General features: G+C 39.9%; 14 protein-coding genes. 4 read left to right on the top strand and 10 right to left on the bottom strand.

Annotation, left to right across the window (positions count from 1 at the left end):
- Nucleotides 1-2 precede the first annotated feature (2 nt).
- From QSE00_RS13675 to QSE00_RS13655, 5 genes are all read right to left on the bottom strand, one after another.
- Nucleotides 3-389: an ISAon1 family transposase N-terminal region protein gene (locus QSE00_RS13675; RefSeq protein ID WP_286106373.1), complete on the bottom strand. Its 387-nt coding sequence runs from the start codon at nt 387-389 to the stop codon at nt 3-5.
- Between the two features lie 122 nt (nt 390-511).
- Entirely contained in the window at nt 512-2,362 is a 1,851-nt protein-coding gene (locus tag QSE00_RS13670) for a Xaa-Pro dipeptidyl-peptidase (RefSeq protein WP_286106372.1), read from the bottom strand.
- Nucleotides 2,363-2,893: 531 nt separating this feature from the next.
- Nucleotides 2,894-4,129, bottom strand: coding sequence for a DUF3999 family protein (locus QSE00_RS13665; protein WP_286106371.1), 1,236 nt, complete (start codon nt 4,127-4,129; stop codon nt 2,894-2,896).
- A complete protein-coding gene (locus QSE00_RS13660; protein ID WP_286106370.1) occupies nt 4,113-6,470 on the bottom strand; it encodes a DUF2339 domain-containing protein in 2,358 nt (785 codons plus the stop codon). The genes QSE00_RS13665 and QSE00_RS13660 overlap by 17 nt, the downstream gene beginning before the upstream one ends.
- Before the next feature lie 196 nt (nt 6,471-6,666).
- The gene (locus QSE00_RS13655) at nt 6,667-7,383 is read right to left on the bottom strand and encodes an arylesterase (RefSeq protein ID WP_286106369.1); all 717 of its coding nucleotides are present in this window, start codon (nt 7,381-7,383) and stop codon (nt 6,667-6,669) included.
- A gap of 44 nt (nt 7,384-7,427) precedes the next feature.
- On the opposite strand from QSE00_RS13655, the gene QSE00_RS13650 reads away from it, so the two are divergent.
- Both QSE00_RS13650 and QSE00_RS13645 read left to right on the top strand, forming a co-directional pair.
- Complete coding sequence (locus QSE00_RS13650) at nt 7,428-8,117, top strand: ABC transporter ATP-binding protein (RefSeq protein WP_286106368.1); 690 nt, start codon at nt 7,428-7,430, stop codon at nt 8,115-8,117.
- A 47-nt stretch (nt 8,118-8,164) separates the two neighbouring features.
- Nucleotides 8,165-10,663, top strand: a complete 2,499-nt coding sequence (locus tag QSE00_RS13645; RefSeq protein WP_286106430.1) for an ABC transporter permease — start codon at nt 8,165-8,167, stop codon at nt 10,661-10,663.
- An 87-nt stretch (nt 10,664-10,750) separates the two neighbouring features.
- Here the strand turns inward: QSE00_RS13645 and QSE00_RS13640 are convergent, their stop codons facing one another.
- From QSE00_RS13640 to QSE00_RS13620, 5 genes are read right to left on the bottom strand one after another with little or no spacing between them, the layout of a single operon-like run.
- Nucleotides 10,751-11,263 (bottom strand): MepB family protein, encoded by a 513-nt coding sequence (locus QSE00_RS13640; protein WP_286106367.1) that lies wholly within the window; start codon nt 11,261-11,263, stop codon nt 10,751-10,753.
- A gap of 50 nt (nt 11,264-11,313) precedes the next feature.
- Nucleotides 11,314-12,276, bottom strand: coding sequence for a metallophosphoesterase family protein (locus QSE00_RS13635; RefSeq protein ID WP_286106366.1), 963 nt, complete (start codon nt 12,274-12,276; stop codon nt 11,314-11,316).
- 3 nt (nt 12,277-12,279) lie between these two features.
- On the bottom strand, nt 12,280-14,724 hold the full coding sequence (locus QSE00_RS13630) for an alpha-glucuronidase family glycosyl hydrolase (protein ID WP_286106365.1): 2,445 nt from the start codon (nt 14,722-14,724) through the stop codon (nt 12,280-12,282).
- 46 nt (nt 14,725-14,770) lie between these two features.
- A complete protein-coding gene (locus QSE00_RS13625) occupies nt 14,771-15,583 on the bottom strand; it encodes an HpcH/HpaI aldolase family protein (protein ID WP_286106364.1) in 813 nt (270 codons plus the stop codon).
- A gap of 39 nt (nt 15,584-15,622) precedes the next feature.
- Complete coding sequence (locus tag QSE00_RS13620) at nt 15,623-16,588, bottom strand: D-2-hydroxyacid dehydrogenase (RefSeq protein ID WP_286106362.1); 966 nt, start codon at nt 16,586-16,588, stop codon at nt 15,623-15,625.
- A 498-nt stretch (nt 16,589-17,086) separates the two neighbouring features.
- Here QSE00_RS13620 and QSE00_RS13615 point away from each other — a divergent pair, with 498 nt between their 5' ends.
- Nucleotides 17,087-17,905 (top strand): alpha/beta hydrolase, encoded by an 819-nt coding sequence (locus tag QSE00_RS13615; protein WP_286106361.1) that lies wholly within the window; start codon nt 17,087-17,089, stop codon nt 17,903-17,905.
- A gap of 108 nt (nt 17,906-18,013) precedes the next feature.
- Nucleotides 18,014-18,135, top strand: a 122-nt coding sequence (locus QSE00_RS25215) for a glycerate kinase (RefSeq protein WP_353477474.1), incomplete at its 3' end; no start/stop codon positions are given.

The following is an 18,135-nucleotide window of genomic DNA, read 5'->3' as shown; positions in this document are numbered from 1 at the left end:
TATTATCCGTTGATCTCTTTTAAAAAAGCAGCGAACTCCTTTGACATACGGGTCCCCTGTGCAATAAATTCGTCCCAATCACGGCTGGTCTTGGTCCACTTTCCATCTACCAGGACATCCCAGCGCCTGCGCTTGAGGCTCAAGCTGACCAGATTGCTGCGGATCGGATAATCATCGATGACCCTGGGCTCCATAAAGCCACTGGCCTTAAAGGTGTGCTCTTTGTAACGCCCCGGCATCTGCTTTTTCTCCTCTAGAAATACAGTCAACCGATTGTCGTATAAGGGATTCTTTATAGGTTTTTGTTCAAAGCCGACGATATCAAAAAAGTCGAGTAATCCCTCTGGTAAAAATAAGCTCAATAACGATAAATCGGTTCCTTTGTCCATCCCTTAAATTTAAAGTGCAAAGAAATAAATTATTCACTTCAGACCCAAGTTTTGTTCTTGATCCTCTAAAGCCCAGAGCGGGAAGACGCAATTCGTCCAGATAATTTTTCCTACCTAATCATTTATTCGGTAGCACTTTTAAAGGCGTCTATACCTCCAACAACAGGTAAGGTTAACGCAGTTGCATCAAGATCAACCGATAATTCCGTTCCGGGATCGGGCAAAAGCGTAAATTCCCTGTCACTAGAGAAAATCATAAGTGCAATTTGTTGGCCTTTTGGTATAACCTGATCATCGGGCATCAATTCAAAGGATAGATTGTAGAAGGTTCCAGGGACCAATGGTTCGCTGTGGGTAAGGGAACTATGGTTTTGTGGATCTGCCCAACCACGGGTTATGATGTTATCCGTTATTTTTACATTCTTGCCATCATTCCAAGGTAAGGAAACCAACCAAACCGATAAATTGGCAGCAGCTTTGTTGCTCGCCACAGAAATACTAATTTTAGGGACTCCTGATAAGTGAATATCCTGGGTCAAGGTTGGGGTAATATAAAGCAGGCGATGATTTGTATTCTCAGCCTTGGCCAAAGTTTCTCCAGAAAAGGAAAAGTTATCCACTAAGGTTTCCACTCCTTGATCGTCCTTTTTTTCTGTTTTTAATCCACCTATCTCCGGTGCACCACCTTCAAGATATAAAGTTACGGGTGCCGCTTCCGGATTTGGATAATCCTCATAGGGCGTAGGATTTAGTTTATCATCATTCTCACGAACAATCCAGGCCTTGGCATCCTCTTCCACTCCATTTTCAACTCCGTGCAAATAATGGGTAAACCACTTATTCATAAGGGTTAGAGGCGGCTCTCCACCATGCCCGTTCTGGTGATAATATATTTGGGTAGGCAAGCCTTTATCCTTGGCGGCCTTGTAAATTCTATAACTATGTTCGGGCATTACATTCCAATCATTAAATCCGTGTGCCATGAATAAAGCAGCCTTCATGGGTTCCATATCGTTTAAATAATCACGCCCCGCCCAAAACTCGTTGTAATCACCTGTAATACGGTCCATACCGTTTTTCATCTCAGTATCCCTAACAACCCTATTATTGTAGGCCCGTTTGGACTCGTCCCCGCTGTGTATAAAATCGTAAAGCACGTCTATATCTTCTCCTAAGAATCCTCCTGGGGAACGTACAAGACCATTGGATCTATAGTAATGGTAATAGGAAGTATTGGGGGCGATGGGAATAATTGCTTCCAACCCCTCAACTCCAGTGGTAGCGGCAGCCAATGGTATGGTCCCATTATAGGAAGTCCCTGTCATACCTACTTTTCCGGTAGACCAATAAGCCTTTACCCTTTCTTTTCCATAAGGCTCCGTATAACCCTTGGCCCTACCACATAACCAATCAATGACCGCTTTAGGGGCCAAGGACTCATTGTCCCCTCCAACAGTGGGAGAACCTTGTGACAACCCTGTACCCGGCGAAGAGGAATGCACTACAATATAACCCCGGGGAACCCAAGTTTTTATATGTGATTTGGAAATATAGGGTCTTTTCCCTGTCCTAACTACATTTGGGTGTAAACGCTCTTTGGGTGTTTCCCCCAATTCATGTCGTACATCCCAAAAAATCTCATTTAAATTGGAAGCCACACCTGCAAAATATGGACTACTGATGTAAATGATAGGCAATTTGAGTCCTTCCGTTTCAGTTTGACCAGGTCGGGTGACCGAGACGTGCATTCTGTCTTTCTTGCCATCCCCATCAGTATCAAATTCAGTTTCAACCCATAGGTCGTGTGTTATCCAAGTTGCTTCATCACTAAATCCGGGAACAATCTGGGCCTCACCGTTCTCGAAAATTGGAATAGATTTTTTTTCCAATAATGTTCCACTCTTCTGGGCGCTAACTATGGTTAGTACACCCATTAAAAATGTGAATAAAAATGCAATTTTGTTTTTTATCATAATCGACTTTAAATTAATATATAGAATTTAGGTTTAAATTATTTGGGAATAGGTTGTTGATGCAAAACCAATCAATGTTCAAGATAATATAGGTTTCGATAAATGATTTTGGGTAGGAAATTTAATGGAAGCTACCAACCCAACACCATAAAACGGACTGGATACAGATGTCCCTATAGTAACCGATAATTTGCTTGGAAAGGAATTTTCAACCCACATGTAGACTTGTACTATATAGCAATTATTTGCAGCGAATATAAACAAAAATTATGGTACAGGGTTTCCAATAAGTTAGCCAATCCATATGATTTAATGACTTTCAATACATTCCGTAATAGGACTTAAAAGCACTTTACAGGCCCTAAGGGGGGAGCATTAAGCACTATAAGAATTTGCTCTTCATTCCTTATTACACTATTGCGGGCCAGGATGGTCGACACAATTTTATTGTCCACCCAACGTATCGGAAAAAACTGATTATTCCAGGCTTTGTATTTGTCTCTCGACCATTTTCAAAATGACATGTAGGATTTAATCCCGATTTTTTATCATATTTAAAGAGAACCCGCCCAGAACCATGATGATAATGGCAATGATGGCCCACAACCATAGCTTATTTTTAAAAATAGGCTCCTGCTCCAAAAATTGTAGATTGCGTAACCTTTGTTCACTACCTACTTTTAAAGGAGCAAGGGTTTCTGGGATATTTTTGGAAAATTGTGCAATGTCGTAGTTCGGAAAGGAACCTTCACTATTTCCATAAGTTAGATAATAAGTTCCTTCCTTGGTAAACCTGGCAACCAATTCATGTAGAAATCCCTTTACTTGAAAATTTTCATAGGTTAGCGGCTGATTATCTCCATTGTAGACCGTTATTTTTATTTTTTGCACAATAGTACTGGGAAAATCAAAACTACTTTCTTCCAATGAACTCAATGTCCCTTTTAGCAAAGTATTATAATTATACTTCCAACCCTTATCGGTTTTAACACTATCTATTATATGTGATATGGCAATTGGTCTATAAAAATCATATTGTTCCCGTACCCCAAAGGAAATGGAACCAACTGGAATAGGCTTGGCCAGATCCACTATTATTTCTGTAGTATTTTTGGCTCTATTCCCATCAATCATCACTTCATTGATCGGATATTTTTTATACTCCCCATCTGTGGATTCATTATCAAAAATTTGGGCAGATATTAAATTAGGCTTTTTATCACTTTTAATGTGTAACCTAAAAAAACGGTATTTGGAATTGGGAAGGATAACGGTCGTAAATTCATAATCCGTCAGTTCATTTTTTATGGATAGAATACGATAATCATTTACCAGAGTAAACCATTCCTCTTGTTGCCAACTACCTTGCAGATCTATATTCCAATCGAAATTCCTCTCCTTAAAATTCAAATCTATTTGATTTATAGAAACCGCGGCAGGCACTTCAAAAGTATAATAATAGCCATTGTTGTTATACGACGTATTCAATGTTTTGAAAGTAATAGCCCTACTGTTGATTTTTTTGGAATTGATACGGAGCAGATAGGGAACTTCAATAGTATCGTTATTGTTCCCCAAGCCATATATTCTAAGATCGGATAAATCCCTTGATACCTTGCCAAAAATTGAATCGGGTAATGGTACCCTGTGCCATTGATCATTTACCCCTGTAATCAATCTCTTGAATTGATAATGGTCCATTTGACCGTAGCACAGGGAACAAGTCAAAAGGAGTATGAGGATGATTTGTCTATTTCTCCACTTCATTGGATATAATATGTTTGTATTTATTGTACAAAAAAGATATAATCAATAATAGCACACCCAAGGAAACGAAGACAACAGTCTTCGCTAGTGTATCCAAATGTGATATGTCATATAGGAAAAGTTTAACCAATGTAACTCCAAATAGGGCAATAGCCATTATCCGCAGATGTTTCTTGTTTTTCCATATACCCAAAACGATTAGAAATAGCGCATAAAGACCCCATAATATACTAAGTCCCAACTTGTAGGACTGTGTAAATTCCATAATATCCATCCAATGGATCAATTCACTACAGGAAATCCAAAGTATTGTAATATATAATAAAAGATCATAGCCAATACTAAAACGCAGTTTTAAAAATTCTTGTCGCTTGTACATATATGTGGCGTATAAAGTAAGACCAACAAAAAAATAAGAGACGTATCTAATTATTATATTCCAGGCACCAATATGGTAATATTCATTATTGATCCTATCCAAATAACTTTCCCGAAGTTCGCTGATCCCATAAAGGCCGATAAACAAAAAGAAAGCAATTGCCAAAGTATTTATCCCTATTTGAAATACACCCAATTGATGACTCTTCAGCCTTTTAATGTTAATAAACGAAAGTACCGACATAAACAACAAGGTATAGTTAATGGTCCAAATATTCCTAAAACTTTTAATGTCATAATTCCACAGATAACTGGGATGATCTTGGCCTTCTGGTGTAATAAAAAGGGCAGAATCTAAGTATAATTGGTCCCAATAGGTGGTTATTTCAATCCTGAGGGCAAAATAAGTTATCAATACCAGAATGACCGGAATGGACATGGAAATGATTCTTAAGTAGGTGTTTCTGGATTTATTGCTAGGGGAGTCCCGTTGATTTAGGTCTGTCCAATACATGAACCCGAAAGCACAGATACTCAGCAATGACGTAAGAAAATTTAAATTCAATAAGGGTCTTATCTTTGTTCCACTATCAACAGGATCGTAGACACTATAAACCCACGACCAATCTTCAAAGATGCTCAATACGGCCAATAGCATTAAGGGAAAGGAGAGTTGTTCATATATGGTAACATGTTTGGATCGTCCAAGCCAGAATAATATGGTGGCCTCCCCAGCCCATAATAGGGTTACCCAATTTCCATCCAATTGAACAGGGACGGCAATAGTTATAAACACCAGGACCAAGCCAATAATAAAATAAAATAAATTAACGTCGGCCAGTTTCTGGCGATAGATTAGAAAGCCTACTACAAAATGGATTAGGGCGTTTATAAGCGTAAATAATCCCAAAAGTTGTTTTCCTGCCTCATGATTATTCAATATACTATAACCCAATCCAAAAAAGATCATGGAATTTAGCAAAAGGAGTATCACATCGGTAATTCCAAATTTTTCTTTTTGCAAGAGTTTATATCCCAGAAAGGCCATGTAAAATATAAGAAAAAACAGGCCCATAAAAATCAAAGCCATTCCAAAATGTTCTTCTGTTTTATACTTTGATAGGTACCAAACAAAAAACATAAACCAGGTCAATCCAAAAGAGGAATAATAAAGTGGTTTCCAATATTTTTTAAATGCGATGATAAGGATACCAATATTAATAATTGCCATGTAACCAAATAGCACCATAACTTCATCCGAACCTTCACTCAACAAAAATGGGATGGCATAGGCACCCACCAATCCAATAAGGGCAATTACTTGCCTATTATAATTAATAGCCGCTACCACTGTAAAAACAGTAAATATGACCATAAGGGCAAAGGCTATTCCCTGTGGATAAAGGTTATAAAAGCTATAAGCGGCAAAGGTGATAAAATAGAAAATGGCCATGGCGCCACTTACCAATACAGCACTATAGTTCTCGAATTTTTGTTTTAATCTTATACCGAATCCCAAGAGTCCCGCACCTGCCAAATAGCCCAATATTATCCTGGTAAGTGGGCTGATCAGATCGTGATCCATAGAGTATTTTGCCCCTATGGCCACACCAATGACCGTAATGATTATTCCTATTTTATTGATTAGATTCTCACCAATAAATTTTTCTATATCCAGCTTTAATTTGGGGTTTTTCGCTGTTCTGGCAGACTCCTTTCCAACAAAAGTATTCCCCTGTCCAGAAACGAATGCCGAATCCTGTACTTCTTCCTCAAAAGGTTCTTTGGTCGGTGCTACCGCTGCAGATAACACCTTGGAAGGACCCGGGTTTTCATGGCTTTTCCTCAGGAGATTGATATCTTTCCGGAGCATTTCTATTTCCCTTGAAAACTCATCCTGTCTGCGGAGCAAAAGTTGGAGCCTCTCTGTTAGTAATTTAATTTGGTCCCGGGGATCTGTCATTCTAGAATGCTTAAATTATTGCGGGGAATTTATAATTTCTTGGGATGTACTTATGGCCATGCACCAATTAAATGGATTCATAAATACAAACGCCATTTTTACCAATGTATTTCACCTGTGGTGTTATCAATCTAAAAGGCTGTCAATTTCCCTTCATATATCCATATCCACTATTGTTCCATAATAATATATTGGCTCATTGTTTAATTGCAGTTGCAATTATGGGCCATATATTGTTGGCAATAATCTTTTGACCTTCGGCCGTAGGGTGTATTCCATCAGGTTGATTTAATTCTGGATTTCCTGCCACATCCTCCAACAGGAATGGAATAAGGCCAATATTATTTTTTTTGGCTAGATCTGGAAATATATTCTTGAATTCCGCAGTATAGTCCTGACCCATATTGGGGGGTATTTGCATACCAGCCAAAATAATGGTCGTCATGGGACTTTTTTGTTGCACCATATGTATAATTTCCTGTAAGTTGCTTCGGGTTTCTTCCAAGGGAATACCCCGCAGACCATCGTTGGCCCCCAATTCCAGGACAAAAACGGCTATTTCCGCATTAAGCACCCAGTCCAATCTATTTTTACCACTGGCCGTAGTTTCCCCACTTAAGCCGGCATTCACCACTTTGTAAGCCAGTTGCAGTGAATCTACCTTCTCTTGGATCAAAGCGGGAAAAGCTTCATTTGGGTCAAGCCCCATACCTGCTGTTAGGCTATTACCAAAGAACAGAATTACTTCGCTTTCGCTCTTCGCCTCCATCTTGCTTTCTATGGAATTTTCCTCTTTTTCCCCGGCATCGGTCTTCTTGGTTGCTATATTTCCACAAGAAGCGAAAAAAATGAAAAATAAATAAGAAAATCTTAACAAGGTTCGCATGGGATATTGGATTAAAATCAAAATCATTTCTGTATTTTGCCTACTTTGGAAAACCACGAAATAGAAATTATATGGCAAAGATATTAAACGTAAGCAATTTAGGGAAAATCTATACCAGTGGCTCTAAAAAATTGACGGTATTACAGGATATTTCTTTTGATGTGGAGGAAGGGGATACTTTTTCCATTGTAGGCCCATCAGGGAGCGGAAAAACAACTTTACTTGGTATATGTGCGGGTCTGGATCGACCCGATTCGGGAATGGTAACCCTATGCGGCACCGAATTAGGGAGTTTAAATGAAGATGAGAGGGCCATACTACGCAATGGGAACGTAGGCTTTGTGTTTCAGGATTTCCAATTGCTACCAACACTGACCGCTTTGGAAAATGTAGCCATCCCTCTGGAATTACGGGGGGATAAAAATGCTATGAAGAACGGGATGGAACTTCTGGATAAGGTAGGTCTACAAAATCGCTTCCATCATTATCCGTCCCAGCTCTCAGGTGGGGAGCAACAGCGCGTTGCCTTGGCCCGGGCATTTTCCAACAAGCCTTCCATTTTATTCGCCGATGAGCCTACCGGTAATTTGGATGCGGAAACAGGTGAAAAGGTAATACAATTACTTTTTCAACTTAATGCAGATGCAGGCACTACTTTGGTTATAGTTACCCACGATTTGGAATTGGCAGCCAAAACCCAACACATACTAAGGTTAAAAGGAGGTAGGATTATTGCCAACCAAGAAACAACTACACTGTGAAAGGACATAATAGTACTTCAAGATCAGGTTTCCTATGGCTACTAAAAATGGCATGGCGCGATGGAAAGGCAAGCAAAAGAAAACTTTTTCTTTTTATGGCCTCCATTATTATGGGGATTGCTGCGGTGGTATCCATACAATCTTTTGGCGAAAATCTTAAAAAAAATATTTCCCTACAGTCCAAATCCTTAATGGGGGCCGATTTTATTGTGGATAGTAGAAATCCACCAAATGAAAGGGTTGAAAGACTTTTGGATTCCCTTGGCGGGGCCGATGCCAAAGAAATAAACTTTCCGTCCATGGCAGCCTTTCCCAAGTCAGGGGCCTCCAAATTGGTACAGGTTAGGGGTATTGAAGGAGAATTTCCTTTTTATGGTACATTGGAGACAGTACCAACGACGGCAGCGGGTAACTACCAACATAAAGGTGCGGCTCTAGTGGATGCTACCGTTATGCTTCAGTATAACCTAAAAGCCGGAGACAGCATTAAAATTGGGGAAGTTACCTTTCCCATTGCCGGGTCAATAAAATCGATACCAGGTAGCTCTGGCCTGTTTAGTTCCGTGGCACCACCGGTAGTGATTCCATACAGGTTTATTAAAGAAACGGGCTTGATACAGCAGGGCAGTAGGTTGGATTATGAATTCTATTTTGTTCAACCTGATACAGATCTTGAGGCACTGGATAAAGAGTTGGACCCTATATTGGACGCCGAAGGTGCCGATTTGGATACCCACACCTCTACGAGTGCCAATTTAGGACGCCGTTATGGAAATTTTGGTAAGTTCCTCAATCTGGTCGCTTTTATAGCCCTCCTCCTTGGTTGTATTGGCATTGCAAGTGCCATCAATATTTATATAAAGGAAAAATTAAGATCGGTGGCCGTTCTAAAGTGCCTAGGTGCTACCAAAAAACAAACCTTCCTGATTTATTTATTGCAGATTGCAGTACTTGGTCTGTTTGGGGGAGCCGTAGGTACAGCATTAGGTATTGTTTTACAGCAAATATTCCCATTACTTCTTGGAGATCTATTGCCGGTGGATGTACATTTAACTTTGGCTCCAAAGGCAGTTGCCATGGGACTACTCTTGGGCCTTTTCATGTCCGTTCTTTTCGCTCTCTACCCACTAATGAATACCCTGTATGTCTCGCCACTACAAGCTTTAAGGGTTCAAGAAGTGGATAAGTCAAGATCTAGACGGGGATTGATTGTGGTTTCTTTGGCCATTTTGGCCTTCTTATTTCTTTTTTCATATTGGTTATTAAAGGATTGGAAATATTCCTTGTTTTTTGTGATAGGCATGGTAGCTACCTTCGCCATCATGGCCGGTTTGTCCGCATTGGCCATGATGGCAATAAAAAAATATTTTCCTACTTCTTGGGGTTTTACTGCCCGTCATAGTTTATCCAACCTTTTTAGACCGCAGAACCAAACCTTGACCTTGGTCCTTGCCATTGGTATTGGCACCTTTTTAATAAGCACCCTATACTTTACCAAAGACTTCTTACTGGCTAAATCTTCTTTGGAAACAGATGCCAATAGTCCCAATATAATTCTTCTGGATATTCAAACCGAACAGAAAGAAGCCGTAGCCACTACAATACGGAGCGACGGTCATGCTGTATTGACGGATATCCCGATAGTTACTATGCGCGTAAATAGCATACAGGGGGAGACTGTAAACGAAATCAGAAAGGATACCACTTCAAGGATTAACTCTTGGATATTGAACCATGAATTTAGGGTAACCTACAGGGATAGCCTTATCGCCTCCGAAAAATTGGAAGCTGGGGAATGGGTTCCAAAAGTAATCTCTAAAGAACAAATACCTATTTCCATAAGTGATAATTTTGCCAGGGATGCCAAGGTGAAAGTGGGGGATAAGCTAAGCTTTAATGTTCAGGGGGTAATTATGAATACCGTTGTATCAAGCATTAGAACAGTGGATTGGGGCCGAATGCAACTTAACTTTTCCATAGTATTTCCCATAGGTGTCCTGGAAAAGGCTCCCCAATTTACAGTACTTACCACCAATGTGCCCGATGAAAATGCATCGGCCAAACTGCAAAAGGAATTGGTTAGATTATTTCCCAATGTATCCATTCTGGACATAAGGCAAATTTTAGTGGTCATCGAGGGGCTGTTGAACAAAATTTCATGGATTATAAATTTTATGGCATTTTTTAGCATCCTTACGGGGATAATTGTACTAATGGGTGCAGTAAGAACCAGTAAATATCAGCGTATTCGTGAAAGTGTACTACTAAGGACCCTAGGTGCCAAGAGCAGGCAAATACTTAAAATAGTAGCTCTTGAGTACCTTTATTTGGGTATCTTGGGAGGTTTATCTGGAATTTTGCTGTCTTTGGTAAGTAGCCAGTTACTGGCTTTTTTCGTATTTGAATCAGCTTTTAAACCATCCTTATTTCCTTTTCTGGTACTATTCCCTGGAATTACTTTATTGGTCTTGTTGATAGGTATAACCAATAGTAGAAGTGTTATAAAAAGTCCTCCGTTGGAAGTATTGAGAAAGGAGGTTGGATAACCATAATCTGACCTGTCTCTGTTTACCAAACAAAAAAGGATGGTCAAAGGAGTGACTAACAATATCCACGGCATCCCAAAGTTGTCATTACTTCAGTTGATAAAGGTATTTTGCCTTACCGATGTCCGTTTTTGGATGCTGACCAATTCCCAAATAATATTCCAACTGCCATTTCTGGGTAGATAGAGCTGTTTTGTTGGTAGGTTGGGACCAGGGAGGATATATCCTAAAGCCACGTTTCCCTTCTTTTTTGGTATGGGATACTATGCCTTTTTCCATCAGAACGTCCTTGGGAAATACAAATTGTCCACTATGTGGTCCTTCTTGGATATTTATTACGAATAAATCTACCTTATCGGTCTCTTCATAGGGAGTTGTTTCGCCATTCGCACCTCTTTTCCATAAGGTGACGAATTGCCCAATTTTCTTTGGAGTGATCTTAGCCTTTCTTGATATAACCCGTAACGCATCCAATTGAAATGAGGAGGCTTCATATTCTTTACCTTCCTTGTCCTGCACATGGTTGGACACTTTTAGTCCGCAAGGCGTATAGACCTCTTCCAAAAGGGTAGTAAAATCGATATTTGCTCTAACCTTCATTTTAAAAAAATATCCCAACTTCTAATTTAACTGATAATAATTTTAAAACCCTAAATGTTATTTTCCGCCAATTTAAGCCTTTCGGCTTCCCAACCGTGGTCTATGTACTCCCATGAAAAGTCGTTTCCACTTACCCTAATTTTAACAAAGCCTTCCTTGGTATTGTGCCTTCTTCCTTTCCATCCGTTCCCTGCAATGGAGCCTCCCGTTAAAAAATGAAATCGGTCATTGATAAATCCGTATTCCTTCCAATGAATATGTCCTTGTAAAACCAGTTTTAAATTATGGCCTTCCAATATCTTAAATACATCGGAAGCATTGTTGACGGTTCTACTACCTTCACTACCGTTTAATTGGGAATAGGTGCAAATCATAGGAATATGGGTGGTGATGATTATGGGGGTGTCTTTATCCACCTTTGCAATATCCTCTCTTAACCATGCCAACTGTTTATCATGAAAGGTGCCCTGATATCTTTTATTTTCTGTTACATCCAAGGAATTTAATGTAATAAAATGCCAGCCTTTATGATCAAAAGAGTAGTAAGTGTCCCCAAAATGTCTTTCCCACATTCCGTATTTATAATCGGGATGATCTTCAGACTCCGGACTTTCCTCATAGATGGCAAAAAGGTCATGATTACCAATACAATTATAAACAGGCATATTAAAGCCCTTACACATGTTCTTATAGAGGGTGAACAAAGATTCACTTTGATCAAAATTACCGCGCATAGTGTCATATACCAAATCCCCTCCGGTAAGTACAAAATCCGGTTTCAATTCATTTACCTTGTCTATGGCCATTTGAAATCCTTTTGGCGCATTCATTTCCGGTTTTATATGTATATCCGTAAGAAACGCAAATTCAAAGGAATCCTCATTTTTTTCTATTGCTTTCCTTTCATTTGAATTTTGACAGGAAATCTGTGTAAATGGTATGGCTACAACGGCCAGGCCCGATTGAAGAATAAACTTTCTTCTACTGGCCCAATCTTTCTTTTTCTCCTCCATGACTTACTTTTTATTCATTTCATCTTCATTTATAATCCAAATTTCGGAAACTTGGGATCCCCGTTCTCCCTCCCCACAGCTCCATTCCAGTTCAAGTATTCCGTCCTGTAAGGTGTTGGCAGGAACTTTAAACTCATATATGGGCTGGTCTCCGGTAATAATGTAATCGTGTATCAATTCGTTCTCTGCCATCAATTTAATTTTTGAACGGAAACGCCCTGTATAACCCACCCTAATTAAATAGGAGCCCTCAGGATCCAAATTAGTGTACACCATTTGTAAGGGTTCGTCATACAAGGCCGTAACTTGGTTCATCCAAGATAATGGAGTTGTATGCCCATCAAAGCCCACGGCCGTTATTTCATGTACCCATTCTTCACCTCGCAGGCCTACGCCAAAACTGACCCGGGGGGATTTCAACCCGCCAGGGTCTTCTTCATAACTAGAATCGGAAACCACCCTGTTCCAACTACCTGGTGTTCCGAAATTGTCATAATATCCACCAGGCCCCGGGTTATTCCGCTCCAACAAATTGGCTATGGCCTCCATTTTATCAACCTCAGTTCCATTCCTTTCAATCATGGAAAGTTGGTCTATTAGCCACATACCATCGTTCAAGGGAACATCAATATTATCTATAAAATTTCCTCGCCCAGCAGCGGCAAAGTGTTTGTCTACCGTTAATTGGGCGCCTATGCTTTTAAACAGTCCATCGGCCAAGGAAAAGCATCTATTTTTCCATTCCGGCATTACAGGTTGCAACTTCGCCTTATATAAAATAGCTTTGGCTGCTGCAATGGCTTTGATAGGCCCCATAGTTCTTGCCTCGGATAAAATTTCCCTTGCCCTTTGTTCCAATTCCGTCTCATAAATCAATCTTCTATATTGATAAGCGTCAAAATAGGCCCTTATGAGTCCCATTTGAAAACGAAAATTACCCAATACCTCCTTTGTAGCATTTTTTTCCAGTTCCTGCCACTGCTGCAAGGTTCTAATTACACCATCGTTGGTAAGTAAGGGGCCTTGAAGGTTTTTTTCCAAGGCCATTAATCCTTGGGAAACAGCCTCAATATATTGGGGACCCATAAAATAGCGTGCATAATCCCGTAAGGTTTCCATTACGGGTGTTTCCGGATCCCAATCCTGATCACTCCATACCATCTTGTTAACATCGTCATTGGTACCTTCGGAATAACTTATACTTCCCTGTGCATATTGGTCAAAGGCATTGTGAATAATTTTCTGGTCGATGGGCCTTGGATTAATACACTCCCTGCCAAGGGTAATGGCATAGGCCAAATCCCAATGTGGAATGGGGTATTGACTGCTTAAACTATGGGTTATATCCGGGTATCGTCTTATAGGAATCCCCGGATTTAAGCGCTCCCTGATTTCTTTAATAGGTGTTTTAATCCATGGTCCAAATACAATGCCACCAAACCAAGGGTAGCCTTTGTTTACATGTGCATAAAAAGTTTCAAACCAGGCATTGGTGGGTCTAAAAACCTGAGGGGATACCCAAATTTTGGCATTGGGATGATACTCCTGTAGCACTGCGGCTTCCTTTTCCAGCCAGTTGAACAATTCATCAGGCTCCAGATCCCCTGGATCTCCTCCTGGAACAAATAACGCATCCAATCTAGGCACTGCTTTGAACACCTTACGGCGCTCCTCAATTTCCAACTTTAAGGAGTCGGGACTTGTATAATCCGATCCCATATTGGGATACCACATCCAAACATCCATGCCATATTTATCACAGATTTTGGATTGTTCCACAATCATTTCAATCGCTGGGATCTTCATATGAACACTGGTGAAGTCATCATCGGTACGGGGTGGCATTATTTCAATACTATTGGCACCAAAAACTACCAAATCACGGATATATTCATCAAATTGTTCTACTGAAAATGCGTCATAGGAATTGGTCTTTGGGCGATAGCCCAATTGGTGGCCCCTTATCGGAAAGGCCGGACTGGTAGCCATATTCAGATCGGAAGGCAACAAAATTTGTCTCTGGGACATTTCCAATTTCCTTAAAAGTTTTCCAACTCCATATAGCACACCTCTGGCATCGTTCCCCACCACAAGTACAACTTTAGTTTTGGGAACCACGGTTATCTTGTAACCTTCCGATTTTATTTCTGGCATAGCCATCAAGAGCCGCCTGTATTCCAACGGAAATTTATCAAGATCCTTTTCAAGCCCGACAATTATAGCACTTTGGGTTTGTTTCGGTATTTTATTTCCCTTAGACAGTGCAATACTACTCCTTTTAGCTACTTCCTCCTGTAAAAGGGTGATGGCATTTAGGACCAAGGGATCCCTCTTTCCCAAACTGATTATTTGAGCTTCACTTAAATCGACCTTTTGTCCAAAAAGAGTAGATGGAACAAAAACTATAAACAGAATTAAGTACAGGGAAAGTTTAAAAATTCTGTTCATATAAATTAATTTAATTACCTAGTAACGAGCTGTATTTCCTTTACTATTAAATTGCCAACTCGCCGCCGGCCGACAAATTGTGGTTATCGCCCAAAGCCTGTTTAATACTACTGAGATCCTCAGAAAGTTTTTGACTAAAGAGACGCATATCCGAACTGTGCAAAACAATATTGGCACCTTCCTTGACGTACTTTATCTGATATTCCGGATGGGCGGGAAAATGAATTCCCGCAGCCAGCCCTTTTGCCCTGGCCTTGCGTATTATATTTTTCACGGTCCCCACAAAATCGGGGTGATCATATTGTTCCGGCAATCCCATATTTATCGATAGATCGTGAGGGCCTATAATGATTCCGTCCAAACCAGGAACTTTAATAAGCTCGTCCAATCTCTGTACCGCGATGGTACTCTCTATATTTATAAAACACAAACTGTCCTGATTGAAGTTGTGCAAATACGATTTTAATGCTGCCGATAATTCTTCCTTTCCGCTAAGCACATTTTGCAGTCGCTCCCCCTTCAAGGGTCTATACTTGGTGGCGCCTACCATTTGTTGTACTTGATCTATATTTTCAATGTAAGGGGCAAGTACCCCCACAGCCCCAGCATCTTTGGCCATACATGCCGAATAGGGGTCTGGACTTGGTATACGAACAACTGGGGACATACCATGGGCGCTATACACCTGACATAAAAGGGTTAGTTCCGTTCTGTCCAAGGGAACATGTTCCGTGTCCAGAAAAACAAAATCCAGGCCCATCCCTTTTACAACCTTGGACCAAATGGGAGAAGTAGACAAAATACAGGTCCCATAGATATTTTGGTTGTTACTTAGTTTTTGTTTTAGGTTCAATGCCATTGGTCTGGAATTTATGGTCTCTGGAATAAGGATATGGACTTAATTGTTCACTACATTAATAGGGTTCCCGTTTAAAAAAGCTTCCAAATTTTCAAGGGCGGTATTTAACAATCTACTCCTTGATTCCTTTGGGGCCCAGGCAATATGGGGCGTAATGATACAGTTATTGGCCCTTAGTAATGGATTGTCCCCAGCAATGGGCTCCTTGGAAACTACATCAAGGGCCGCCCCGGCAAGTTTACCATTGTCCAAAGCTTCCTTTAAATCCTGCTCTACGATCAATTGTCCACGAGAGGTGTTAATAATCATGGCTCCGTCTTTCATTTTGGAAATATTGGAAGCATTTATAATTCCTTCCGTTTCAGGGGTAAGAGGACAATGTAGACTTATTACATCCGATTGCATTAGGAGTTCATCCATAGCCACCTGTTTACAACTGCCGCTCTCCAATTCAGGTCTCTTTCTGCTCCCTGAAGTCAAAATATTCATACCAAATGCCTGGGCCAATTTGGCCGTAGCCTGCCCAATTCTACCAAAACCGATAATACCCAAAGTTTTGCCATCCAATTCTATAAGGGGGTAGTTCCAAAAACAGAAATCTTTGCTTTTGGACCATTCCCCTTCCTTCACGGCACGATTATGGTCTCCTACATGATGGCACATTTCCAACAATAGGGCCATGGTCATCTGCGCCACGGCGGTAGTTCCGTAGCTGGGCACATTGGTGACTACCATACCCAATTTTTTGGCGGTGTCCACATCAACAACATTGTAACCCGTGGCCAACACCCCTATATATTTCAAGGAAGGCACTTTGTCCAAAACTTCTTTGGGCAAGGGTGTTTTGTTGGTAAGGACAATCTCTGCATTACCTATGGTTTTAATAATTATATCATTATTATAATCGGTTCTGTCATGAACCGTTAGCTCACCAAATTCCTTTAATTTCCCCCAGCTTAAGTCGCCCGGATTTAAGGTATGTCCGTCTAGAACAACAATTTTCATATTCAAAATTATTTTTTTACTTATCAATAGTCTTTTTCAACTAAATACAACTACTTATTGGCCACGCTTCAAGTTAACAACACCTATTATATATAACCTAACATTGCCGCTTAAAATTGACATCAATACTTAAATTTAAAAATTAAGTAAATATCTTTAAATCACTGGTCATCAATTTAAAATCCATAATTGAAACAACTAAAAATTAAACATCAAACTTTATGTGTATCAATAGGCTCGGGGCACACCATTGAGAAAGACCTTCCATACAAATATAACCTATATCATAGACGTTTTATAGCCTAAATTTTATCCAATTCAGATTATATATTGACTTTAGTGCTTAATAAATCATTAAGGTACTTAGAGGGTTTCATGGGGTACCGTATTTAATCCTATTTTATCTTTTAAACAAAAAAGGATAATTTATTTAAACTGTTTTTATGATATTAGGGGAAAATTCATATCCATATAATCATTCTAAATTATAGTTAAGCCATGAAAAAGCTAGTTATTTATATGTTTTTGGCAGTATTGCCCTTAATTGCCAATGGTCAGGCCCTTAGCTATAAGACGATAGAAAATATATTTTACTACGATACCCCAACTACCGATCGGAGCACATATATGCAGGACCAAAACCTTTTGGATATCCAATATCCGGAAGTGGATCATAAAGTCCCAGTGGTTATCTGGTTTCATGGGGGAGGTTTAACTGCTGGTAAAAAAGAAATACCATCTGCCTTAAAAGAAAAAGGATTTTGTGTAGTTGGTGTAGGGTATAGGCTTTCCCCAAAGGTAAAAGCCGAAACCTGTATCGAGGATGCTGCTGCAGCAATTGCTTGGGTATATAAAAATATTGATAGTTATAATGGCGATTCCAGTAGGATATTTGTCTCCGGACATTCAGCAGGGGGTTACTTGGCCTTAATGGCGGTTATGGATAAAAGCCGACTTGAAAAACATAATTTAAGTTCGGATATGATCGCTGGCCTAGTCCCATTTAGCGGCCATACCATTACCCATTTTACCATAAGGCAGGAAAGGGGTATTCCGGGGGAACAGCCTGTCATAGACAAGCTAGCGCCTTTGTACCACGTGAGAAAAAATGCACCGTCCACCTTATTGATTACTGGAGATAGGGAAAAAGAAATGCTGGGACGCTACGAAGAGAACGCCTACTTCTACAGGATGATGAAAGTTGTTGGACATAAAGACATTACCCTATACGAAATGGACGGTTACGGACACAATATGACAGAGCCGGCCTTCCCGTTATTGGTTGATTTTGTGCGATTAAAATCGAAAATTGATTAGAAGTATTTGCTAATTAACAAGACATATTTAATTTATTACATGTTGATATTTAATAAATTATCGACATGTATTTAAGATTCCAAAGATAACCTTGCCAATTAATACATAATGAAAATCGTAATAGCCCCTGATTCTTTTAAGGAGTGTTTATCGGCCCAAGAAGTGGCTGCCAATATAGCTGTGGGAATCAGAAAGGTAGCTCCGAATGCCGAAATCTTCGAAATCCCTAT

This window comes from Arenibacter flavimaris, assembly GCF_030291335.1.
Taxonomy (GTDB): domain Bacteria; phylum Bacteroidota; class Bacteroidia; order Flavobacteriales; family Flavobacteriaceae; genus Arenibacter.
Note: the sequence above shows the minus strand (reverse complement) of the source record. Positions and strands in the feature narration are given on the sequence as shown.